The 22,044-nt window shown below is 48.4% G+C and carries 27 protein-coding genes; 8 read left to right on the top strand and 19 right to left on the bottom strand.

The window, feature by feature from the left end:
• The first annotated feature begins 66 nt into the window (after positions 1–66).
• The 6 genes from queF to METTU_RS03975 all read left to right on the top strand — a co-directional run bounded on the left by queF (position 67) and on the right by METTU_RS03975 (position 3,750).
• Positions 67–456, top strand: a complete 390-nt coding sequence (gene queF / locus METTU_RS04000; protein WP_006890016.1) for a preQ(1) synthase — start codon at positions 67–69, stop codon at positions 454–456.
• A 6-nt stretch (positions 457–462) separates the two neighbouring features.
• Positions 463–747 carry an EscU/YscU/HrcU family type III secretion system export apparatus switch protein gene (locus METTU_RS03995; RefSeq protein ID WP_006890015.1) on the top strand — a complete coding sequence of 95 codons (285 nt, stop codon included), beginning with the start codon at positions 463–465 and terminating at the stop codon, positions 745–747.
• Positions 744–1,604, top strand: a complete 861-nt coding sequence (gene asd / locus METTU_RS03990; protein WP_006890014.1) for an archaetidylserine decarboxylase — start codon at positions 744–746, stop codon at positions 1,602–1,604. Before METTU_RS03995 ends, asd begins: the two co-directional genes overlap by 4 nt.
• Positions 1,605–1,841: 237 nt before the next feature.
• Positions 1,842–2,315 carry a helix-turn-helix domain-containing protein gene (locus METTU_RS24275; protein ID WP_254257816.1) on the top strand — a complete coding sequence of 158 codons (474 nt, stop codon included), beginning with the start codon at positions 1,842–1,844 and terminating at the stop codon, positions 2,313–2,315.
• Positions 2,312–2,911: an IS630 family transposase gene (locus METTU_RS24270; protein WP_050897707.1), complete on the top strand. Its 600-nt coding sequence runs from the start codon at positions 2,312–2,314 to the stop codon at positions 2,909–2,911. The genes METTU_RS24275 and METTU_RS24270 overlap by 4 nt, the downstream gene beginning before the upstream one ends.
• Before the next feature lie 89 nt (positions 2,912–3,000).
• Positions 3,001–3,750, top strand: coding sequence for a DUF2971 domain-containing protein (locus tag METTU_RS03975; RefSeq protein ID WP_150107729.1), 750 nt, complete (start codon positions 3,001–3,003; stop codon positions 3,748–3,750).
• Between the two features lie 74 nt (positions 3,751–3,824).
• On the opposite strand, the gene METTU_RS03970 is transcribed toward METTU_RS03975, so the two are convergent.
• From METTU_RS03970 to METTU_RS03885, 19 genes are all read right to left on the bottom strand, one after another.
• Complete coding sequence (locus METTU_RS03970; protein WP_006890011.1) at positions 3,825–4,640, bottom strand: TatD family hydrolase; 816 nt, start codon at positions 4,638–4,640, stop codon at positions 3,825–3,827.
• A 96-nt stretch (positions 4,641–4,736) separates the two neighbouring features.
• Positions 4,737–5,087: a PilZ domain-containing protein gene (locus tag METTU_RS03965; protein WP_006890010.1), complete on the bottom strand. Its 351-nt coding sequence runs from the start codon at positions 5,085–5,087 to the stop codon at positions 4,737–4,739.
• Positions 5,088–5,089: 2 nt separating this feature from the next.
• Entirely contained in the window at positions 5,090–6,103 is a 1,014-nt protein-coding gene (locus METTU_RS03960; protein WP_040579596.1) for a DNA polymerase III subunit delta', read from the bottom strand.
• Positions 6,100–6,771 carry a dTMP kinase gene (gene tmk / locus METTU_RS03955; protein ID WP_006890008.1) on the bottom strand — a complete coding sequence of 224 codons (672 nt, stop codon included), beginning with the start codon at positions 6,769–6,771 and terminating at the stop codon, positions 6,100–6,102. Before tmk ends, METTU_RS03960 begins: the two co-directional genes overlap by 4 nt.
• Positions 6,768–7,823, bottom strand: coding sequence for an endolytic transglycosylase MltG (mltG, locus tag METTU_RS03950; protein ID WP_006890007.1), 1,056 nt, complete (start codon positions 7,821–7,823; stop codon positions 6,768–6,770). Before mltG ends, tmk begins: the two co-directional genes overlap by 4 nt.
• Positions 7,820–8,671 carry an aminodeoxychorismate lyase gene (gene pabC / locus METTU_RS03945; RefSeq protein WP_006890006.1) on the bottom strand — a complete coding sequence of 284 codons (852 nt, stop codon included), beginning with the start codon at positions 8,669–8,671 and terminating at the stop codon, positions 7,820–7,822. Before pabC ends, mltG begins: the two co-directional genes overlap by 4 nt.
• Before the next feature lie 41 nt (positions 8,672–8,712).
• Complete coding sequence (gene fabF / locus METTU_RS03940; protein ID WP_006890005.1) at positions 8,713–9,957, bottom strand: beta-ketoacyl-ACP synthase II; 1,245 nt, start codon at positions 9,955–9,957, stop codon at positions 8,713–8,715.
• A gap of 238 nt (positions 9,958–10,195) precedes the next feature.
• Positions 10,196–10,426, bottom strand: a complete 231-nt coding sequence (gene acpP, locus METTU_RS03935; protein WP_006890004.1) for an acyl carrier protein — start codon at positions 10,424–10,426, stop codon at positions 10,196–10,198.
• 186 nt (positions 10,427–10,612) lie between these two features.
• Positions 10,613–11,341: a 3-oxoacyl-ACP reductase FabG gene (fabG, locus tag METTU_RS03930; RefSeq protein ID WP_006890003.1), complete on the bottom strand. Its 729-nt coding sequence runs from the start codon at positions 11,339–11,341 to the stop codon at positions 10,613–10,615.
• Positions 11,334–12,284 carry an ACP S-malonyltransferase gene (gene fabD / locus METTU_RS03925; RefSeq protein WP_040579595.1) on the bottom strand — a complete coding sequence of 317 codons (951 nt, stop codon included), beginning with the start codon at positions 12,282–12,284 and terminating at the stop codon, positions 11,334–11,336. The genes fabG and fabD overlap by 8 nt, the downstream gene beginning before the upstream one ends.
• Positions 12,285–12,296: 12 nt before the next feature.
• Positions 12,297–13,265 carry a beta-ketoacyl-ACP synthase III gene (locus METTU_RS03920; protein WP_006890001.1) on the bottom strand — a complete coding sequence of 323 codons (969 nt, stop codon included), beginning with the start codon at positions 13,263–13,265 and terminating at the stop codon, positions 12,297–12,299.
• Complete coding sequence (plsX, locus tag METTU_RS03915; protein ID WP_006890000.1) at positions 13,262–14,290, bottom strand: phosphate acyltransferase PlsX; 1,029 nt, start codon at positions 14,288–14,290, stop codon at positions 13,262–13,264. Before plsX ends, METTU_RS03920 begins: the two co-directional genes overlap by 4 nt.
• A 95-nt stretch (positions 14,291–14,385) precedes the next feature.
• Complete coding sequence (gene rpmF / locus METTU_RS22175; protein WP_006889999.1) at positions 14,386–14,568, bottom strand: 50S ribosomal protein L32; 183 nt, start codon at positions 14,566–14,568, stop codon at positions 14,386–14,388.
• Entirely contained in the window at positions 14,568–15,095 is a 528-nt protein-coding gene (locus tag METTU_RS03910) for a YceD family protein (RefSeq protein ID WP_006889998.1), read from the bottom strand. The genes rpmF and METTU_RS03910 overlap by 1 nt, the downstream gene beginning before the upstream one ends.
• A gap of 242 nt (positions 15,096–15,337) precedes the next feature.
• Complete coding sequence (locus METTU_RS03905; protein ID WP_006889997.1) at positions 15,338–15,841, bottom strand: TPM domain-containing protein; 504 nt, start codon at positions 15,839–15,841, stop codon at positions 15,338–15,340.
• Positions 15,835–16,680, bottom strand: coding sequence for a TPM domain-containing protein (locus METTU_RS03900; RefSeq protein WP_006889996.1), 846 nt, complete (start codon positions 16,678–16,680; stop codon positions 15,835–15,837). Before METTU_RS03900 ends, METTU_RS03905 begins: the two co-directional genes overlap by 7 nt.
• 1 nt (position 16,681) lies before the next feature.
• Positions 16,682–17,287, bottom strand: a complete 606-nt coding sequence (locus tag METTU_RS03895) for a LemA family protein (protein WP_006889995.1) — start codon at positions 17,285–17,287, stop codon at positions 16,682–16,684.
• 182 nt (positions 17,288–17,469) lie between these two features.
• Entirely contained in the window at positions 17,470–19,596 is a 2,127-nt protein-coding gene (locus METTU_RS03890; protein ID WP_006889994.1) for a sodium-translocating pyrophosphatase, read from the bottom strand.
• Between the two features lie 115 nt (positions 19,597–19,711).
• Entirely contained in the window at positions 19,712–20,191 is a 480-nt protein-coding gene (locus METTU_RS03885) for a hypothetical protein (RefSeq protein ID WP_006889993.1), read from the bottom strand.
• A 474-nt stretch (positions 20,192–20,665) separates the two neighbouring features.
• Here METTU_RS03885 and METTU_RS03880 point away from each other — a divergent pair, with 474 nt between their 5' ends.
• Both METTU_RS03880 and METTU_RS03875 read left to right on the top strand, forming a co-directional pair.
• Positions 20,666–21,565: a helix-turn-helix transcriptional regulator gene (locus tag METTU_RS03880; protein WP_254257815.1), complete on the top strand. Its 900-nt coding sequence runs from the start codon at positions 20,666–20,668 to the stop codon at positions 21,563–21,565.
• 163 nt (positions 21,566–21,728) lie between these two features.
• On the top strand, positions 21,729–21,932 hold the full coding sequence (locus tag METTU_RS03875; protein ID WP_006889991.1) for a type II toxin-antitoxin system HicB family antitoxin: 204 nt from the start codon (positions 21,729–21,731) through the stop codon (positions 21,930–21,932).
• The last annotated feature ends 112 nt before the right edge of the window (positions 21,933–22,044 follow it).

The raw sequence follows: 22,044 nt of genomic DNA, 5'->3' as shown, positions 1-22,044 counted from the left end.
GAGTATCGAATTTTTTCGCCTAAAGCCTACTTTCGATATACACACCACCTTTAATATAAGCAGAAGATGACAACACAACCAAGCAAAGATCTGGAAACTTTCGACAACCCGCAACCGGGTCGTGATTACACTATCCGCATTGATGTACCCGAGTTCACCTGCCTGTGTCCGAAAACAGGCCAACCGGATTTTGCCACCATCCAGATCGAATACGTACCCGGCGCGCTGTGCGTGGAACTCAAAGCGCTTAAACTGTACATGTGGGCATTCAGAGATCAAGGCGCGTTCCATGAAGCGGTCACCAATGAAATCCTTGATGACATCGTAAAAGCCACAGCGCCCAATTTCATGCGCATCCGCGCTGAATTCAATGTGCGCGGCGGCATCTACACCACCGTCGTCGTGGAACACAGAAATCCCGATTGGCAAGCACCGGAACTGGTTACGCTGCCGTAAGGCATCATGGCTAAGACCTATTACACCTCGGACATTGCCATCGCATTAAAATACGACGGCAAAAATGCGCCCAAGGTTACCGCCAAAGGCTCGGGCCTTACCGCAGAACAAATCCTGCAAATCGCCGAACTCCACGGAATACCGCTACAAACCGAGCCGGAATTGGCAAGAATTCTGGCTCAAATTCCGTTAGGCGATGAAATCCCCAATGAACTCTATGTTGCCGTCGCGGAAATTATCGCGTTTGCGTATTTCTTAAGCGGCAAAACACCCGACAATTACCAGCCATGAATTTTAAAGAAGCCCTGACCACCCTGCCCCAATACGTTTTACCTCATCACGCCCTGTCCAGCCTGATGAGCAAACTGACCCACTGCGAAAACAAGACCTGGAAGAACCTGTTTATCAAGCAGATCATCAAGCATTACGGGGTCAACATGGATGAAGCGCGGGAACCGGACATCAATGCCTACAAGAGCTTTAACCACTTTTTTACCCGCGAACTAAAACCCGGCGTTAGACCGCTCAGCAGCGAAAGAAACGCGATCGTCTGCCCAGCCGACGGCGCAGTCAGCCAAGCCGGAGACATCACCGACGGCCAAATCTTCCAGGCCAAAGGCAAAAGCTTTACCGCGACCGACTTGCTGGGCGGCGATGCAGCCCGCGCCGAACCGTTTAATAACGGCATATTTACCACTATTTACCTGTCACCCAAAGACTATCACCGCCTGCACATGCCGTTGACCGGCACCTTAAAGGAAATGGTGCATATCCCCGGCCGCTTGTTCAGCGTCAATGAGGCCACCGTCAATTCCGTCCCCGGATTATTCGCCAGGAACGAGCGCGTCGCCGCCATATTCGACACGGATTCAGGCCCGATGGCCTTGATCCTGGTCGGCGCAATCTTCGTGTCCAGCGTGGAGACAGTTTGGCACGGCGTAGTCACGCCGCCTAGCATTACTTCAGTGCAAAATTGGCAGTATGACGATGATGCGCCTACGCTGAAAATCGGCGAAGAAATGGGGCGGTTTAATATGGGATCTACGATTATTGTTTTGTTTGGCAAAGATAAGGCGGAGTGGGATGCCGAGTTTAAAGCGGAAAAAACGGTTAAGTTGGGGGAGTTGATTGGTAGGACTGTCAGTTAATTCCGTAGGCCGGAATAAGCTGGTTTGAGCGGCAGCGAGAACTGGCGTTTCCGGCAAACACCACTTTACGTTATCCGTCCAGGTCAACTTGGAGCAAGACCATGCCCTTGATAGATTTTAAGCAAGTCGAAGCCCAGTTCGCCGAGGCAATTTGTACTGCTCTCAAGAACTCTCCATTCACACCATTGGCAGGGCCTCTCTAAGTAGTAATGCGAAAGTTATTAGGAAGTAAATTTATTGTGTCAAACTGGAAACGATTGCAATAACAGACAAAAATTAGGAGTCCACCTGAAATTCATCGCCAAACTGACCCCGGAAGAGGAAGTAACGTTAACCGAAGCCTATCGTAACCACCCATTATTCCGGGTTAGACAACGGGCACATGCTATCTTATTGAATAATAGAAGGTATGTAATTGCACGGCTGAGCGAATTGTTTGAGCCCCAGCATGAGACTGTCAGCTCATGGTTAGACAAATGGGAAACAGAGGGATTAATAGGGCTTTACGATTGTCCACGAAGCGGTAGGCCTGTGCGCTTCACGGTTGAGGAACAAGCCGTTTTTCTGGGCTATATTGACAAAAACCCACACCAGCCCAAGGCCGCCGCAGCACGATTGCTGGAGGAGACGGGCAAGGAAGCCAGCCTTGACACCTTTAAACGAATTTTAAAAAAAGTGCCTATGCCTGGAAACGTTGTCGGCAATCAGTGAAGGGAAAGCGTAATGAAGCAGATTTCCAACGTGATAAGGCATATCTGAAGGCCTTGAAACAGCAAGAGGATGATGGGGAATTGAAGCTTTACTACTTTGACGAATCCGGATTTAGCACGACACCCTGTGTACCCTATGGATGGCAACGGATTGGCGAGACCCGACAAATACCCTGCTATCGTAGCAAGCGCATGAATGTGTTAGGTTTTTTGAGTCGCAGCAATGATCTGTTTTTCCACAGCTCCGAACAATCGGTGACAACGGATACGGTTGTCAATGCCTTTGATGCGTTTGTCGAAACGTATGCAGGCAAGTACGAAGAAACTAAAGTGCCGTGCTGTGTGGTGTTGGATAATGCTTCCATTCATCGTAGCGGCGTATTCAAAGAAAAGCTGGCGGGCTGGCAACAACGTGGTGTGTGCTTGCATTTTCTTCCGCCTTACAGCCCGGAGCTGAACCTGATCGAAATACTCTGGCGTAAAGTTAAGTACGAATGGTTGCCGCTTGATGCCTATCAAAGTTACGGACACTTGAAAAAGTGGGTGTTGGAAATCCTGAGTGACATCGGTAAAAAATTCCAAATAACTTTTGCGTAACTACTTATCACTTCACCGATCTAAATGGGATCCTGCAAACGCGATCATTGTGGGCTAGTCTCGCTACGGCTTTAGAGGATCAATCAGAGATGCGGTACGCGCTCACAAGAGCAACGCAGCTCATTGAGTCAGGTCAAATCGAAGGTGATGCCTCATTCTTGGGCGATATTGTTCCATGCCTCAATTCAGCGACATCTCCAACAGCCGCCATCTTGGGTCTGAAGACATACGTGACATCGTTTCGCACGAACACAGACGCGAGCACACACTGGAAAACTTACGCGAGTGCTGGCACCGGCTTTGCATTGGCGTTCAACCCGAAGCTACTTGAGATCCCGGGAACGCTCTTACATCCTGTAATCTACGACATTGAGGAGCAAGACAAGCTTCTTCGCGCCTTCATTGAATCAACTGATCTTCTTTTTAAGCGGATCTCAGTGCTGGGGCATAATAACGACACAGCCTTTCGCCTGCGGCAACGCGCCATCCATTGGACGGCACTTGGGTTATGGACTTTGGCACCCCTCGTCAAGGAGCATCGATTTCGCGAGGAGAATGAATGGCGACTGATCGTCATTGAGCCAGTGTCTGCTGAAGTGAAGAACGGTGAAGGCATCTCACAGGAAGTTCGTCTGCGCAGTTCCAATGGTCGAGACATTCCGTACAAAGTTCTTGGGTACAACCCGTTGCCAGTCGTCGAACTTGAGCTGGGAAAGCACACCGCTGTTGCCCTTGATGACCTCGGCTTAAAAGAACAACTGCAGCATGCGACATCTAGCTCCGATGTATCAATAACACGGTCCGTGGTGTGTCCAAAAAAGTCCCGTAGGCCGGAATAAGCCGGTTCAAGCGGCAGCGAGAACTGGTGTTTCCGGCAAACACCACCCAAACTCGCCGGAAACGCCACCGCGCGCTACGCTTGGGTGGTCTTATTCCGGCCTACGATAATTGAAGACTGTGCAAGTTTGAATAATCGATAAAAATTTTCAGTCGATGTTTCTGCAATTTTATTGATCGTCGTTCCGCGCAACTCTGCCAGTTTTTCTGCAACGTAGCGTACGTAGGTTGGATAGTTGGGTCTGCCGCGGAAGGGTACGGGTGCCAGATAGGGCGAGTCGGTTTCGATAAGGAAGCGGTCTGCGGGTACTTTTTTGGCGACTTCCTGGATTTCCTTGGCGCTGTTGAAGGTGACGATGCCGGAAAAGGAAATATAAAAATTCAAATCCAAGGCTTTTTTGGCGAACTCCCAGTCTTCGGTAAAACAGTGAATAATCCCACCTACTTCGCTAGCACCCTCTTCTTCCAGCATGCGTAGCGTATCGTGTTTGGCTTCGCGGGTGTGGATAATCAACGGTTTTTTCAACGCTTTTGCGGCGTTAATATGATTTCTGAAACGTTGGTGTTGCCAGCTTAAATCGCCTTCGCTACGAAAATAATCCAGGCCGGTTTCGCCTATGCCGATAACTTTGTCGGATTGGCCTAAAGCGATGAGTTCTTCAACGCTGGGATCTTGACCATCCTGAACATTGGGATGCACACCCACGGTTACCGATATTTGCGGATAAGGAGTCACCAAATCCAGCATTGCCGGATAAGCTTCCAAATCTATCGCGATACATAACAGGTGTTCAATTTGGCTGTTTGCCGCTTCGTGCATGAAACAGGCAAAATCATTTTGATAGGGAGCCAGATCGATACGATCCAGGTGACAATGGGAGTCTATTAACATGAAAGTTTTTTATAAAAGCAGGCGAAAGGCTAAGGGCTAAAGGCGAAAAAACCTGGGCGTCAACGTCTGCCCTTAGCCTTTCGCCTTTTGTCTTGTTTACATTGTATGCGTCGAACGGTCACCCTCTAAAGCACCGGCCAGATAGTTTTCTATTTTGTTGCGTGACACGCCGCCGTCCTGGTCGCTAAATTGTACGCCAACGCCACTGGCTCTATAGCCTTCCGAGCCAGGCGGCGTTATCCAGATTATTTTTCCGGCTATCGGCAACCGTTCGGTTTCTTCCATTAAATTGAGCAGCATAAAGACTTCCTGCCCCATTTCATATTCACGATTGGTCGGAATAAACAACCCGCCGTTAGTGACAAAAGGCATGTAGGCTGCATACAAAGCGTTTTTATCTTTAATTGAAAGGGACAATATGCCTTGTCCGGGCCCTGCATCTGCCATGGTCATTTACTCCGGTTAAGTTCGTGCCATTGTATTAAAATTTCTTCAAACAATAACTGCTTGTTGATCTGGGTATCCAGTCGTTGCCGACTCGCCAATAATAGATCATACAACTTATATAGTCCTTTTAATTCTAGTCGTTGGGACAGTCCTTGCAACGGCTCACTTAAGTCCGGATTATATAAATTTTCGACCTTGGTGTGATATGAACACTTAATCAAGTCGATAATCCAGGATGTAATCCAGAATATTAACGGCGATGCGGGTAGCTTGTGCCAGTCTTCGGCAATAATGACCGGGGATTTAAGCTGTTTTGCTATTGCCATCCAGGCATTGAAACTTTCATTACGCAAGGTTAATGTCTCATCATTGGCATAATCCAGCGCCAGTAAAGGCGCTCCCTGCGCTAAAGAGACATTGCAAAGCAAATCCCCCCTTTGTAAAAGGGGGGATTTGCTTTGCAATGTCTTGTCCAGCCACTCGACTACAGTTTCTTTATCCGGTGTCACTACGGCCAGTTTCTGGCAACGACTGATGATAGTCGCAGGCAATTTGGCCGGTTTTTCGGTGATTAAGATGATGACAGTGCGCTCGGTCGGCTCTTCCAGGCATTTTAAGAATGCATTAGCCGCAGCATTGTTCATCTTGTCGGCCGGATTGACAATAACAACGCGATACGTCTCAAACTGGGGCTTTAAGGTTAACCGGGTAATCAGGCTGCGTATCTGTCCGATACCGATGCCTTTGCCGGGTTCCTCGGGCTGTACCTGAATAAAATCGGGGTGAGTTTCGGCATTAACCAGCAAACAGCTGCTGCAAACACCGCAAGCCATGCCGTTGGCCTGCGGTGTTGCGCAAAGCAGAGCGACGGCGAACTGATTGGCCAGCTGCTGTTTTCCCAGCCCCTTATTGCCGGTAATGAGTAACGCTTGGGGAATGCGTTCCTGCGCAATATAACTGCACAGATGCTCCCACTGATGTTGTTGCCAGGGCAATAACCGGTTAGGCACAGTCACTTTACGATGCCATGCCTGGAGGACGTAGGACAATTCAGGGCGCACAGACCGAGTAAAGTGCGAATGACATCGGTAATGGCTCTTTGCACATCGATTAACGGTTGGTTGGCTTTGATCAGTTTGATGCGCTCGGGGTATAGTTCGGCCTGCAACAAATAAGCCCGCCTGACGTTTTCGAAAAAACTGATTTTTTCTAATTCAAAACGATCAAGCGCTCCGCGTTCCCTGACTCGCGCTATGCCTATTTCAATCGGCGCATCCAGCAACAGCGTCAAATCAGGTCTCAATGTGCCTTGCACCAGGTTTTCCAGCCATTTTATGGTGCTGATTTTCATGTTCCGGCCGCCGCCCTGATAGGCGTATGTGGCATCGGTAAATCGATCGCAAAGCACCCATTTTCCTTGCGCCAACGCCGGTTCAATAACATGTTTGATATGCTGGGCTCTGGCCGCAAACATCATCAATAATTCGGCCTGCTCTGAAATGGTCTCGCTTTTGTTGTCCAGCAATAATTGGCGTATTTTTTCGGCAAGCTTGGTGCCGCCGGGTTCGCGCGTGACAACAACAGAAATGTTATGTTGCTCTAAGTAGTCTTTGATAAAAGCCATATTGGTGGTCTTGCCAACGCCTTCACAGCCTTCCAGTGTAATAAACTTCCCTCGGATCATTTCTTATTCCTTTGAAATTTGTCAACGGCTACATTATGGTCTTTTAAGGACGCTGAAAACACATGCGTTCCGTCGCCGCGAGCGACAAAATAAAGGCTGTCGCCCTTATCGGGATGCAGGACGGCATAAAGTGCATCGCGTCCCGGCATGGCAATCGGCGTGGGCGGCAAGCCGCTAATAACGTAAGTGTTGTACGGTGTAGCGGTGGTTAAATCTTTGGTTTTAATATCACCCTGATAACTTTCGCCCATCCCGTAAATGACGGTAGGATCGGTTTGCAACAACATGTTCTGCTCCAGCCTGCGAATAAACACGCCGGCTATTAAAGGCCTTTCAGCAGCCGCCCCGGTTTCTTTTTCTACAATCGAAGCAAGAATCAGGGCTTCATAAGGCGTTTTAAACGGCAGGTCTTCCGCTTTGTTGAGCCATTCCTGTTGCAATACCTGCTGCATTTTGTCGTAGGCTCTTTTTAACAAAGACGTATCGGAGGTATGCTTTTCAAAAAAATAGGTGTCGGGGAAAAGCAAACCTTCAGGCGACGGCATGTCGGACTTGAATTTGGCCATCACGCTTCCAAAACCGGCACCGTTTAAAGTATGCTCAATATCGGGATTTTTCTCAATTTCATGCAGTATTTCCTTAAAGCTCCAGCCTTCCGGAAAAGTAATGGCGTGTTGCTTGGTTTTTCCCTGCACGAATAACGCTAATATTTGCGGCACAGTTAAGCCGGAAGTTAATTCGTACTCCCCTGTTTTAAGTTTTTTGAGCGCATTTTCCTGAAAGGCAATGACTTTAAACCAGAAGGGTTTAACAGCCAGTTGTTGGGTTACCAGCTTATCGATAATGCGATCCAGCGAATCGCCCTTTTCAATTTCTACATATATCGTTTTATTGACCAGCGCCGGCTGGTGCAACGCGCTTTGGTAATCCATCCACAGCCAGCCGCCTGCGCCGCCCGCAAAGCTTAAGACCAATAAGGTAAAGCCAATGATTTTATTGGTCCTTGTTAAGCGCCCAGACAACCACGCTCGGTATTGGCCTACCTTTTTCATCCCGCCTCCATGCAGTCATCGCTGGTAAATTTGTCCAGCCAGACTTGAATGCTCTGTGTTAGCGGGCCGACTGAAAAACGCGTAGTTTCGATTTGCTTAATGGGCCAGATACCGATAATCGAGTTGCAGAGGAAGATTTCATCAGCCGATAACAACGCATCTTTGGTAAATGCATGCTCAATTACCGGAAGGCCATGCTCAGCTGAGAGCTTCATTATAATGCCGCGCATAATACCGGCCACGCCCGATTGAGCCAGCGCTGACGTATAAAGGCTGTTATTTTTAATGTAGAACAGATTAGTCATTGTTCCTTCAATAACGTGATCGTTGACATCCAGCATAAGTCCTTCCTGAATGGCCGGGTCGTTCCATTCAGCTCTCGCCATGACCTGTTCAAGCCGGTTCAGGTGTTTAATGCCTGCCAAAGTGGGATTCAAACCTAAACGGGTAGCGCATAGACGAGCGACTATGCCCTGCTCTCGGTATATTTCCGGGTAATCCGGATAGGGATGGAGACTTAATACGCGAGTAGGTTGAATGACATCGGGTTGGCGATAACCTCGCCCACCCGAGCCGCGCGTGACTATGACTTTAAGCACGGCTCGAACGGAGTGCCTGCCGCCAGCCGATCGGCGACAAAGCTCTCCAGCTTCAAAGCTTAATAATTCCGCGCCTGGAAAAGGAATGTAAAGCCGTTGACAACCTGAGTTTAACCGTTCCAAATGGCGTTCGAGAAAAACAGCCTGTCCGTCTCTAACTTCAATGGTTTCGAATAATCCATCGCCGTATTGAAAACCGCGATCGGCTATTTCGATATGTTCCTTGCTTTCACCATTGATGAGAATCATTTTTTTGATTCACGGTTTTCAGTTTTTTAACTGAAAACTAATTACTCATACCGTTTAAAAATTAACGAGCCATTAGTTCCGCCAAAACCGAATGAATTGGACATGGCTACATCAATCTTCATGTTTCTTGCGATATTCGGCACAAAATCCAGATCACATTCCGGATCTTGGTTTTCCAGATTGATGGTTGGCGGAGCAATTTGATTTTTGATGCTTAATGCGGTCAGCACCGCTTCAATACCGCCCGCAGCGCCTAATAAATGACCGATCATCGACTTTGTCGAGCTGACGGCAACTTTATAGGCATGGTCGCCCAATGCGGCTTTCATCGCTTGAGTTTCACCCACATCGCCGGCCGGTGTTGATGTGCCATGCGCATTGATGTAATCGACAGCATCGGCATTTAGACCGGCATCACGCAAGGCATTTTTCATGCAACGCGCAGCGCCTTCGCCACCGGGTGAAGGTGTAGTCATGTGATAAGCGTCACCGCTCATGCCAAAGCCTACCAATTCAGCATAAATTTTTGCGCCACGCGCTTTGGCATGTTCCAGTTCTTCAAGAACCACAACACCGGCGCCATCGCTTAACACAAAACCGTCACGGTCTTTGTCCCAGGGACGACTGGCGGCTTGCGGATCATCATTGCGACGGGACAAGGCTTTTGCCGAAGCAAAACCGCCCATTGCCGTCGGTGATGTCGTGCAGCGTTCAGCGCCGCCCGCAATCATGACATCGGCATCGCCGTATTTAATTAAACGTGCTGCATCGCCAATGTTATGCGTGCCTGTTGAACAGGCGGTAACAATGGCGTAATTTGGACCTTTTAATCCGTATTTGATTGAAAGGTTGCCTGAAATCATATTAATGATATTACCTGGAACAAAAAATGGCGAGATACGTCGTGGGCCACTCTTGTCATAAACGGCATAACATTCTTCAATACCGGTAATACCACCGATACCCGATCCGATAGCAACGCCAATACGTTCGGCATTAGCTTCGGTTACTTCAATACCTGAATCTTCAATCGCCTGACAGCCCGCTGCAATACCGTAATGGATAAATCCATCCATACGTTTGGCATCTTTTTCGGGAATATATTGGCTAATATCAAAATTCCTTATGACGCCGCCAAAGGTGGTGGCAAAAGAAGAAATATCGAAGGAATCAATTGGGCTGATGCCGCTTTTACCGTTAATAATACCGTCCCATGTTTCTGAGACCGTGTTAGCTAAAGGCGTGATTGCGCCTAATCCAGTTATTACAACTCGACGTTTGCTCAATGTGATTTACCGTAAGAAAAATAAAGGAGGGGAATAAAGAGTTGGTTATGTAGGCCGGTGTGCATGTGATACGTCATCAAAGCACTAAGTATGGGTTACGCTACGTTTGGCAATCGCTCCGTGCGTTGCTTTACCTTCTGCATCCGTGCAGTCGTCGGCAATTGCTCCTGCTTTGCTCTACTTTCTGCATCCATGCAGTCGTAACCCAACCTACAAGTTCATCAACTAAAGATCAGTTTTAAGCGTTTTTTACTACGTAATCGATAGCTTGCTGAACAGTTGTTATTTTCTCAGCTTCATCGTCTGGAATTTCGCATTCGAATTCTTCTTCAAGAGCCATGACGAGTTCGACTGTATCAAGAGAATCAGCACCAAGATCATCTACGAATGAAGCATCAGTAGCGATATCTTCTTTAACACCCAATTGTTCTGCAACAATCTTTTTTACTCGTTCTTCAATGTTACTCATAATTATTGTCCTCAAACAATGTAGTTTCCCAGTGTCTAATCTGAGACCTACAATAGTATTGTTATTAATTTTATTTGAAATCCCGTCTCCGGAAATTCCAGACGGCGGGGGAATTATACTTTATATTGCGACAATGTCACAATATTAAGGCATGAACATACTGATACGGCCTATAGGCAACACCTCTTACGGCATGAACATGCCACCATTTACATGAATGTTTTCACCAGTGATATAGGCTGCACCATTGGAAGCCAGAAATGAAACCGTATGCGCGATTTCTTCCGCCTTACCCAAACGAGACAGGGGAATAGACGACAGCAAGGTATTTTTAATATCATCACTCAGCTCTTTGGTCATATCAGTATCGATAAATCCAGGCGACACTGTATTGATGGTGATATTACGTGAACCCACTTCTTTGGCCATGGATTTGGCAAAGCCAACCATTCCGGCTTTTGCTGCGGCATAATTTGCCTGCCCCGCATTACCGGTTGAACCTACTACAGATGAAATATTGATAATACGACCTGTTTTGGCTTTCATCATGCCGCGCAGTACTGCTTTGCTCATACGAAAAACCGAAGTCAGGTTGGTGTTGATAATATCATCCCACTCTTCGTCCTTCATGCGCATCAACAAATTATCACGGGTGATACCGGCGTTATTGACCAGTACGATCGGCGCCCCAATCTCGTCATTAATACTTTTCATGACTTCTGCAATGGAGTCCGGATTGGCGACATCAAGCTTTAAGCCCTTGCCATGCTCGCCCAGATAGGCGGAAATTGAATCGGCGCCGTTATCCGTAGTAGCGGTGCCGATAACAAAAAAACCATCTTGAGCCAATCTTTCTGCTATTGCCCGACCAATGCCACGACTGGCACCCGTTACTAAAGCTACTTGTTTATCCATTGAGTTGCTCCAATACTTTATTTAATGTTTCCGGATCATAAATAGACAGTTGCTCGGCATCCTTGGCGATACGCTTGTTCAGCCCGATTAACACCTTGCCCGGACCGCATTCAACAAAACAGGTAACGCCCTGATCATGCATAAACTTGATACTGTCGGCCCAGCGCACCGGCTTATAGAGTTGTTCTTTTAATGCGTTACGAATGACTTCGGGGGCGCTGTGCGATGCAACATCTACATTATGGATCAGCGTCATTTTTGGCGTATCAATCGCCGTGCGCTGTAATTGCTCATCCAGCTTTTTGGCAGCCGGTCCCATTAACGCACAATGCGAAGGCACACTGACCGGCAACAATACAACTCGTTTGGCGCCTGCCGCTTTTGCCGCAAGCATTGCTCTTTCAACAGCAGCAACGTTACCCGCAATGACCACCTGCCCCGGCGAATTGAAGTTGACTGCCGAAACTATTTCGTCCTCAGCCGCATCAGCACAAACCTGAACAACTTGATGATCCTCAAGACCCAAAATTGCCGCCATTGCACCGACGCCGGGAGGCACAGCCTCCTGCATCAGTCGCCCTCTTGCTGCAACCAGTTTTATGCCATCTTCAAACGACAGAGCATCCGAACACACCAAGGCGGTATATTCGCCTAAGCTGTGCCCTGCCATCCATGCGGGACGAACATTACTGTGTTTACACCAGACCTCCCAAACGGCCACACCGGCGGCCAGCATTGCAGGCTGTGTATTATGCGTTTGATTAAGCTCGTCTTCCGGACCTTTTGCGACAATAGACCATAAGTCTTTGCCCAGCGCATCGGATGCTCGTTCAAAAGTATGCTTTACCTCAGGATAGCTGGCAGCCAAATCAGTTAACATACCGACAGATTGCGAACCTTGTCCTGGAAAAACAAAAGCTAAGTTATAAATTTGGTTATTCATTTCCATACGCTTTTAGTATTTAATTAACGCAGAACCCCAAGTGAATCCTGCCCCAAATGCTTCAAGCAGAACAACTTGTCCCCGCTGAATGCGACCGTCCCGAACACCTTCATTGAGAGCGAGCAGAACCGATGCGGATGAGGTATTACCTTGATTTTCCAGGGTCAAAATAACATGATCCATGGACATTTTTAATTTTTTTGCTGTCGCCGCAATAATCCTCGTGTTCGCCTGATGAGGAACCAACCAGTCAACATCGGATTGCAACATGTTATTTGCAGCCAAGGTTTCATCGACTATGCGACCCAGCGTATTGACGGCCACCTTGAACACTTCGTTACCGCGCATGTTGATGTAACCGGCCTCATCTTTGTTCGCCTCGGTAGCCGCCTGAGGGTTTGGACAGTACAGTAGATCTTCATATTCGCCGTCAGAATGAATATGCGTCGATAAAATACCGGCCTCATCCGATGCGCCCAGCAGTACCGCGCCTGCGCCATCACCGAACAAGATGCAAGTACCCCGATCAGTCCAGTCAACAACGCGCGAACAGATTTCAGACCCCACAACAAGAACCTTCTTGGCTGCACCCGACTTTATATATTGATCGGCAATACTCAACGCAAAAATCGAACCTGAACAGGCGGCCTGAACATCAAAGGCGACGCAGTTTTTAATACCCAAGCGCCGCTGCAATAAACAGCCTGTACTAGGGTAAACACGATCAGGCGTTCCGGTCGCAACAATAATCAAATCAATTTCTTCGGGATCGCAAGCTGCGGCTTCTATAGCCTGTCTTGCCGCAATTTCAGCCATACTTGAAGCTGTTTCTTCAGCTCCTGCGATACGACGACTTTTAATGCCGGTTCGCTCAAAAATCCAACTATCGGAGGTATCAACAGTTTGTGATATCTGTTCATTGGTGCGAACTTCTTCCGGCAAATAACCGCCGGTACCGATTACTCTTGAATAACGAGTCATGCATTCTCTCTCAGAGCCAAAGTCTTTTCGACTTGCTCACTTATTTTTCTAATAACATCTTTTTTGACTTCAATTTCAGCAAGATGAATAGCCGTTTTGAACGCCAGCACGTCAGCGCCGCCATGGCTCTTAATAACCAGACCACGTAACCCTAAAAAGCTTGCGCCATTATACAAACGCGGGTCGATACGCTTTTTAAATGATTTGAGTACCGGATAGGCCAGCAATCCCGCCAACCTGGTTACAATATTCCTGCCAAAAGCCTCTTTCAATGCAGTGCCGATCATTTTAGCCGCGCCTTCAATGGATTTGAGTGCGACATTGCCGACAAAACCATCGGCAACAATCAAATCAACTTCGATATGACCTGCATTTAAAGAATCGCCTTCGACATAGCCTATGTAGTTTAACGATGAATTCTCCAGTAATTTTGCAGCTGCTTTAACCTGCTCATTACCTTTCATATCTTCTTCGCCGATATTTAACAACCCCACCTTGGGATTATCAATATTCTCAACCGCTTTAACCAGCTCGGCACCCATCACTGCAAATTGAAAAAGATGCTCCGCAGTGCAATCCACATTTGCCCCCAAATCAAGTGCATGAGTATGTCCGTTAATTGACGGTAACGTGGAAATAATGGCGGGTCGATCAATACCGGGGATCATTTTAAGTACAAAACGGGCAGTAGCCATTAAAGCCCCGGTATTGCCGGCACTAACACAAGCATCTGCGCGCCCGTCATGAACCAGGTTGATGGCAACCCGCATTGATGAGTCTTTTTTATTTTTTAGCGCTTTAGACGGTGATTCATCCATTCCAACACACTGAGAGGCGTGCTGAATAGTGAGTCTATCCTGAAAATCAATTAAGGCTTGGGCCAGCTGCGGATTAAGGACAGCTTCATCGCCCACTAAGATCAGTTTTAAGTCTGGATTGTTTTTTAAACAATCCAATGATGCCGGAATGGTGACTTCAGGACCGTAATCCCCGCCCATTGCATCAATCGAAATTGTTAGGCTCACGCTTACGGATGACTCCTGAGTTATTATAAAAAAGCCGAACCTGACCTGATTTGATCAACTTCGGCATTCATCATGCTGCAAGGTGGAAAGATTTATTAATCTTCGTCGCCGTTGCTTACGATTTGGCGGCCTTTAAAGAAGCCATCCGGAGTAACATGGTGACGAATATGAGTTTCACCTGTCATTGGATCTTGAGACAAGGTTCTACCTGTTAACGCGTCGTGTGAACGACGTTGACCACGTCTTGAACGCGATACTTTACTTTTTTGTACGGCCATTATAAATCTCCAGTGTTTTTTAATTTGGCTAAGATGGAAAAAGGGTTTTTGGTGGGCGACTGCTGTTCATTCGGTAAAAAATCCACTTTATTGTTACCCTGCTTATGGGCGAGACAATTGTGCTTGTGCTTGGGGAATGCAGGCAAAATAAGTAACAACTCGTCTTCAATAATGCTTTTTAGAAGGATTTTTTCTTCATCAACCAACAACGGCTCATAATCCTCGGGCAATCTGTCTGCTTGATCTAATGAAGTAACAATACCCAGCTTGACGGCACTTTTGACCGGCCACTGCACTGCTTGCAGACAGTTTTGGCATTTAAGCTCCAGAACCGCTTCTATTTGCCCTTCAACTTTGGCCAATCTTCCTTCCCGACCAAAAAAAAGATCCACAGCTACAGCTCCCGTCTCGTTGAACAGCACATCGGCCAAACGATCCAAGCTACTTATGGGTATTTGCCCCTTCAATTCACCACGCTTATCAGCAAGGTGCAAGGGATCTATATATTCAGGTAATCGAGCTAACATAACCGCGCAATGGTATATGGAAACAACAAATTCGTCAAATCCGCGTGAGGTATTTATAAAAAGATTATCACCACGAAGACACAAAGGACACGAAGTTTTTACTCTATATGAACTGAGTGCTTCGTGGCAAAAGGATATTTATAATAAACTGCTTACAAGCGCCGCACGTGCGCCTTCTATGTAGTTTTGGATTCCCCCTCTATCTATCTTTTCTTCGTGTCTTCGTGGTAAATAAAATCCCATTACTTAACGATAACAGGCTTATTGGAAAGCTCATTGGGATTATCTGCACCGGGTGGAAAATAAGTAGCCAGCAACACCGTAATGCGCTCGATGCCTTGCAACGACCCGTGCAGAAAGTCGCCACGCCGGTATTCTTTCTGCATCGCTTCAGCTACCACATCCCACTCGGCTTGCGCTACGCACTTGGCAATACCCCGGTCTGCGACAATATGGACTTCACGGTCCGCCAGCAACACATAAATCAAAACACCGCTGTTTTGTTCAGTATCCCAGACCCGCAAATTTGAAAACACCTCTATCGCCCGCTGACGAGCCGATATGCCCTGCCAAACCTGACCCAGTGCAAGTGCATTTTCAACGGCAAAACGTAGCTCCCCGCCATGCTGATACTCGGAATGTTTTACCGCTTTTTCAATGCCTCCAAGCACCGTTTGGGGAAACAATATGCGCCACCGCCACGGCGGCATAAAGGCATGACGAAACCAACGTTTAATATTTACCATGATCCTGATGCGCCTCCTCCGCCAAAGCGGCCGCCACCACCGCCCCATGAACCGCCGCCACTACTCCCGCCAAAGCCTCCACCGCTAGACCAACCGCGTCCGCCCGTTGAACGAACCCCAACGATAAAAAAAACCATTAACCCGACAAATGTCGCTGCCGAAAAAGCCACCCCAAAAATCAGTGCGGCCAGCAGGCCACTACCCAATCCCGCCAGCATACCGCCCATGACCCGCCCCAGCATGGCTGACAGCACAAAACCTGCGATTAAGCCGCCCATCAAAATAAACATAAAAGCCCCCTCGCCCTGTCCTTCACTCGAACTTTCAGACGGTGCGGGCAAGGCCTCTCCTCCGATCAACGCCATTAGCTGCGTAATTCCTGCATCAATACCGCCGGCGTAGTCGCCCTCCTTGAAATGCGGCGTAATGGTCTCGGCAATCACCCGCTTGGCAACTGCATCGGGAATAACACCTTCCAGCCCATAGCCGACTTCCAGACGCAGTTTTCGGTCATCTTTTGCCACTATCAAAATGACGCCGTCATCGACCCCCTTCCGACCGACTTGCCATAAATCGGCAACCTCTATGCCGAACTCAGCTATATCTTTGGGCTGAGTAGTCGGCACGATCAATATTGCGATCTGACTGCCTTTTTTGGCTTCGAATGCGGCCAACTTATTTTCCAATGCCGTGGCCTGTTCGGCGCTGAGTGTGGCGGTAAGATCGGTGACGCGACTTGATAACTCGGGAACGCCAACCACTGCCCAAGCCGTCATGCAAAACAGCAACAGGGCAACGCCAAATCCGTAACGGACGCGGGGAAATATCGCAGACAACATATTACTGGCCGCCAACTTTTGCAGGTGCGCCAAAATCCACTTTGGGCGGCACCGCAATGGCCTGTTCATTTTCAACAGTAAAGCTCGGCTTAGTCTGGTAACCGAACATCATCGCGGTAAGATTGGAAGGAAAAGAGCGCACGGTAATATTGTATCCCTTGACCGCAGCAATATAGCGATTGCGCGCCACAGTGATACGATTTTCCGTGCCTTCCAGCTGCGCCTGTAAATCACGGAACAGACCGTCGGCTTTCAGTTGCGGATAATTTTCCGCCACCGCCAGCAGCCGTGAAATCGCACTGGTCATTTGCCCCTGAGCGGCAATAAACTTCTGGAACGCCTGCTCATCATTAACCAATTCCGGCGTAGCCTGCAACGCGCCTACTTTGGCACGAGCCTCGGTCACTTCGGTCAGCACATCCTTTTCGTGAGCCGCGTAGCCTTTCACCACATTCACCAGATTAGGCACCAGATCGGCGCGGCGCTGATACTGGTTCAGCACCTCCGCCCAGGTCGCTTTAATGTCCTCGTCACTGGACTGCAAGGTGTTATAACCACAGCCGGACAAAACCATCATCAACAACAAAACAATCAACCGTTTAAACATATCAACCTCGTAACTTGGATTTTAGTGACCGCATGTATCAATATAAGTATATTTAAAGATTATCACCACGAAGGCACGAAGAGCACGAAGTTTTATTTCCGTCCTCAACAATTACCCCGGCATTGTTACACCTCATGCATCCTTGCAGTCCTTCGTGGCTTTATACCAATACAGATACGCTTTTAAAAATTAAACCACCCCGAACCGAATGAATTGGCAAACACAAGACTGACGATAGTCATCAGTTTGATCAAAATATTCAAAGACGGACCGCTGGTGTCTTTAAACGGATCACCTACCGTGTCGCCGACCACCGCCGCCTTGTGGGAGTCGGAACCCTTGCCGCCGTATTGCCCCGTTTCAATCCACTTTTTCGCATTGTCCCAGGCACCGCCCGCATTAGCCATCATCACCGCCAGCAGGAAGCCGGAAGACATAGTGCCAACCAGCATGCCCGCAAGCGCTTCCTTACCCAAGACATGCCCCACAACCAGCGGCACCACAACCGCCAATGCCCCGGGCAATATCATTTCACGCAACGCGCTTTCGGTGCTGATACCGACGCAAGTTGCGTAATCAGGCTGTCCCGTGCCTTCCATCAAACCCGGAATTTCGTGAAACTGACGACGCACCTCGACAACAATCTCATGTGCCGCTTTACCCACCGCCATCATGGTCAGTGCGGAAAACAGATAAGGCATCATCGCGCCAATCAGGATGCCCGGCAGCATGGTAGGTCCCAGGATATTCAAATTATCGATTTTTGCCGCCGTCACATAAGCGGCCAATAAAGCCAGCGCGGTCAATACCGCCGAACCGATCGCAAAACCTTTGCCGGTAGCGGCAGTAGTATTGCCCAAGCTATCCAGCGCGTCGGTGCGATGGCGCACCTCACTGGGCAAATGGCTCATCTCGGCAATGCCGCCCGCATTATCGGCGACCGGGCCATAAGCATCAGTCGCCAGCGTAACGCCCAGCGTGCTTAACATCCCCACACCCGCCAGAGCCACCGCATAGAGACCTGCGGCCATAGTACCGTCGGCTTTATGACCCAGCCAGATACTCAGCAAGATAGCCGCCGCGACAATCAATACCGGAAATACGGTACTCATCATACCCACGGCCAAACCCTGGATAATGGTTGTTGCCGCACCCGTTTGCGTCGCGTGGGCAATGGCCTGCGTGGGTTTGTCCGTATAGGACGTGTAATATTCAGTCACATAAGCGATAGCATTTCCCGTCACCAAACCGACCAGAATAACCAGCCAATAATTGAAACTGACACCCGAAATCAATACAGCCATTAAAGAAAGCCCCAGAATGATCACTGAAGCACCCCAAACGGAATGGCGCAACGCTTTCAACAAATCATCCAGACTGGCATTTTCATCAATTTTTATCACATATTGCCCGATAAACCGGGCGATGCGGGCGAGTATAGAATCATTGCCGTTTTCCGACTGTTTTGGCTCTTCGCCGGTCACCATATAAATACCGAAAAGGCTGGCAATTATACCGACGGCGGCAACCAGAAAAGGCAAGCCGATAAAAGCCGGCGACTTTGCACCCAATGCCGCACCCAACGTTGCAGCAGCAATGATAGAACCGCTATAACTTTCAAATAAGTCGGCACCCATGCCCGCGACATCACCCACATTATCGCCCACATTGTCAGCAATGACGGCGGGATTGCGCGGATCGTCCTCAGGAATGCCTTGTTCGACCTTACCCACCAAGTCAGCGCCCACATCGGCGGCTTTGGTATAAATGCCGCCGCCGACCCTTGCAAACAGCGCAATACTGCTCGCGCCAAACCCGAAGCCGGTAATATAGGTCAGCTGGTTCGGGTTGCCGTTAAACATCAAAAACAGTACCGTCATGCCGATCAGACTAAAACTGACCACCGCCATACCCATAATCGAGCCGCTGCCAAAGGCAACGCGCAACCCTTCATGCAGATTGCGCCCGGCCGCTGCCGCAGTTCGGACGTTGGCGCGAACCGCCACATACATCCCCAAATAGCCCGCGCCTGCCGACGCAATCGCCCCCACCACAAAACAAAGCGCGGTCTGCCAATGTAAAAATGTGGAAATAACCGTAGCGACTATGACGACAAAAATCGCAATGACACGATACTCACGCGACAAAAAAGCCGCCGATCCCTCTTGAATAGCCTTTGCAATGGCTTGCATGGTTTCATTACCGGGGTCATAGCCAAGAACGCGTCGCAATTCCCAAATCACGAATGCGCCCCCTACAATACCCATCAATAATGCGATAACAACTGATGCAGATGTTGGAAACATCATAACTACCTCTCCTCTTTGGTTGGTTTAGCTCTAAGCCCGTAAGCTCACGCTATTTTTTTATTATTTATTTAGCTATCGCACGCAATTGGACAGCCATGACTATTAGAAGCGGCATTTACGCGAGACGCAACTGTTTAAGTCCGGCGCAAGCCTCACCGCCACCGATGTCTGGCATTATTCTTAACTCCAACACCTTTAATTGATTAAGCCTGACCTCATAATGCTCGATTTCGCGCGTGGTGCCCGGAGGAGAAAAGTGGTATTGCTGGCGTAAAATTTCCCGGTATGCATCCTCATTATCCATCAACCAAAGTAGGATAAATTCCTGGGTGCGCGACTGTTGCTGCTCATCGAACATCAGAAAAATGTGTTCTATGGTGAGGGGTTGATCGAAAACAAGACGGATCGTTTGCTCACCGGCGCTTGCCGCCTGCCATCCTGCGCCCGAATCCCCCGTCAGTAACAAGGCGGACTCAACCGGGTGCTCCGGACACTCCGAGGTAAACTCTACTTGGGCCAGATGCTCCAGATCCAGAAAATTCAGATCGGAAGATGGGGCATGTTCAGCGGCTTGGTTGATCATTATTTTGCGCATTATTAATCTCCTGTTGCAGCGTAACGTTCATAGTAAAAAGGGAGCGTCAAACAGGGACAAGACAAAAGAACGCTGCCTTTTCACTTAGCGATATGACGCTTTATGGCTACTCATCTCCTCGCGTTTGCGCTGGCTTACCGTGTAAAAACACCCAGCCGAAGATTAACCAACGGTGCAAACCACCGTGGGCTAGTAATAACACGAATTTGACTGATAAACACTGATAAAATCCGTTTCAACCCGTCAATCAGTGTCGCCTAGAGGCGCCTGCTTTTGGTATCCGTGTTCTATTATTCATAGCCGGAAACCGTTGAATAGCTACGCTTTATTGAATATTTCAATCGTAGGGTAGTAGCCCGGCCGATCACCATGCTAAACAAAACAGGAAAAAATCAAATGGACCGTTTCGACAGAATATATCGATTACACAACCTCTTAACCAACCGCCGCACCCCGATACCGTTAACAGACATCATGAAAGAACTCGAATGCGCCAAGGCAACAGCGGCACGCTATATTGAAGACATGCGTCTTTATCTTGATGCGCCGCTGGAATACGACCGGAAACTCAACGGCTATTACTACGACCAACAACATGCAGACAAGCCCTACCAACTGCCCGGACTCTGGTTCAGCGCCGAAGAACTGAACGGCCTGCTGATCTGCCATCAAATCCTGCAAAACATCAGCCCCGGCATACTCAGCCAGCAAATCACCCTACTTCAACAAAGAATCAACCAGCTGTTCAAGTTACAACCGCACTCCCCGGCCAACATCTCACAGAAAATAAACATCCTCTCCATCGGTCGGCGCTTAAAAGACGATGCCCAGTTCAAAAAAATAGCCGCCGCCTTGTTCAACGACAAACGAATCGACATTCACTATACCGCCAGGGGTGAAAATGCTGCCCAAACCCAACGAACAATCTCGCCGCAACAACTCATCTACTATCGCGACAACTGGTATATAGCCGCCCACTGCCATCATCGGGATCAACTGCGGGTGTTTGCCGTAGATAACATCGGCGCAGCAAAAATACTAGATCAAATTGCCCTGTCGACCGACCCGAAACAGCTGGAACAATTCCTCACCTCGTCCTACGGCATCTTCAGCGGCGATGCAGAACACATCGCCGTATTGGAATTTAGCAAAACCAGAGCTAAATGGGTCGCCGATGAAAACTGGCATCCCAACCAGCAAGGACAATGGTTGGACAACGGGAATTACCAGCTGAGCATCCCGTTCAACGACAGCCGCGAATTGATCATGGACATCCTCAAACACGGCGCTGAAGTGGAGGTTAAATCGCCGCAGTTTTTGGTTGATGGAGTCAGGGAGCAAGTAGAAGCTATGCAAAAAATTTATAAAAAATAAAGTTCAACCTCACCGAATGAGGTTGTCGTTTGATAATGTAGTACTTGGTTTTTAATTGATTTTAGAGATTCATGAGCAGACTTATCCCGTTTTTAACGAGTCGGGATGTAATCTGCACTAACCAGCGTAGCTGAATTTTTTTATAGACAACGAGGAAATACCAATGAAACTTAAAGTCATAATTCATGAAGCTGAAGAAGGTGGATATTGGGCTGAAGTACCTTCGATACCGGGTTGTGTTACTCAAGGCGACACCTTTGATGAGTTACTGAGCAATTTTTACGAAGTTGTGGAAGGCTGTTTAGCCGTCGATATGGAAAATTTTATCGTTACAGAGAAAGATAGGGTAATGGAGATCGCCGTGTGAAACCGATCACCGGAAAACGATTAAATCAAGGAATTGAATAGCATCAACGGGCAGCCGCGAGTTGACGATGGTCATCCTCAAACAGGGCGCAGAAATGGAAGTTAAATTGTCC

This window comes from Methylobacter tundripaludum SV96, from assembly GCF_000190755.2.
Lineage (GTDB): Bacteria > Pseudomonadota > Gammaproteobacteria > Methylococcales > Methylomonadaceae > Methylobacter_A > Methylobacter_A tundripaludum.
Note: the sequence above shows the minus strand (reverse complement) of the source record. Positions and strands in the feature narration are given on the sequence as shown.

Coding starts and splice junctions, on each gene's coding strand:
- queF (WP_006890016.1), top strand. CDS start 67: ATGACAACACAACCAAGCAAAGATCTGGAAACTTTCGACAACCCGCAA.
- METTU_RS03965 (WP_006890010.1), bottom strand. CDS start 5,087: ATGGCAGATGCAGGGCCCGGACAAGGCATATTGTCCCTTTCAATTAAA.
- METTU_RS03890 (WP_006889994.1), bottom strand. CDS start 19,596: ATGATGTTTCCAACATCTGCATCAGTTGTTATCGCATTATTGATGGGT.
- fabG (WP_006890003.1), bottom strand. CDS start 11,341: ATGGATAAACAAGTAGCTTTAGTAACGGGTGCCAGTCGTGGCATTGGT.
- METTU_RS03975 (WP_150107729.1), top strand. CDS start 3,001: ATGCGGTACGCGCTCACAAGAGCAACGCAGCTCATTGAGTCAGGTCAA.
- pabC (WP_006890006.1), bottom strand. CDS start 8,671: ATGATTCTCATCAATGGTGAAAGCAAGGAACATATCGAAATAGCCGAT.
- tmk (WP_006890008.1), bottom strand. CDS start 6,771: ATGATCCGAGGGAAGTTTATTACACTGGAAGGCTGTGAAGGCGTTGGC.
- METTU_RS03995 (WP_006890015.1), top strand. CDS start 463: ATGGCTAAGACCTATTACACCTCGGACATTGCCATCGCATTAAAATAC.
- fabD (WP_040579595.1), bottom strand. CDS start 12,284: ATGAATAACCAAATTTATAACTTAGCTTTTGTTTTTCCAGGACAAGGT.
- acpP (WP_006890004.1), bottom strand. CDS start 10,426: ATGAGTAACATTGAAGAACGAGTAAAAAAGATTGTTGCAGAACAATTG.
- METTU_RS03895 (WP_006889995.1), bottom strand. CDS start 17,287: ATGTTTAAACGGTTGATTGTTTTGTTGTTGATGATGGTTTTGTCCGGC.
- asd (WP_006890014.1), top strand. CDS start 744: ATGAATTTTAAAGAAGCCCTGACCACCCTGCCCCAATACGTTTTACCT.
- METTU_RS03910 (WP_006889998.1), bottom strand. CDS start 15,095: ATGTTAGCTCGATTACCTGAATATATAGATCCCTTGCACCTTGCTGAT.
- rpmF (WP_006889999.1), bottom strand. CDS start 14,568: ATGGCCGTACAAAAAAGTAAAGTATCGCGTTCAAGACGTGGTCAACGT.
- METTU_RS03880 (WP_254257815.1), top strand. CDS start 20,666: ATGAAAGAACTCGAATGCGCCAAGGCAACAGCGGCACGCTATATTGAA.
- METTU_RS03970 (WP_006890011.1), bottom strand. CDS start 4,640: ATGTTAATAGACTCCCATTGTCACCTGGATCGTATCGATCTGGCTCCC.
- METTU_RS03920 (WP_006890001.1), bottom strand. CDS start 13,265: ATGACTCGTTATTCAAGAGTAATCGGTACCGGCGGTTATTTGCCGGAA.
- METTU_RS03875 (WP_006889991.1), top strand. CDS start 21,729: ATGAAACTTAAAGTCATAATTCATGAAGCTGAAGAAGGTGGATATTGG.
- METTU_RS03900 (WP_006889996.1), bottom strand. CDS start 16,680: ATGTTGTCTGCGATATTTCCCCGCGTCCGTTACGGATTTGGCGTTGCC.
- mltG (WP_006890007.1), bottom strand. CDS start 7,823: ATGAAAAAGGTAGGCCAATACCGAGCGTGGTTGTCTGGGCGCTTAACA.
- METTU_RS03885 (WP_006889993.1), bottom strand. CDS start 20,191: ATGCGCAAAATAATGATCAACCAAGCCGCTGAACATGCCCCATCTTCC.
- METTU_RS03905 (WP_006889997.1), bottom strand. CDS start 15,841: ATGGTAAATATTAAACGTTGGTTTCGTCATGCCTTTATGCCGCCGTGG.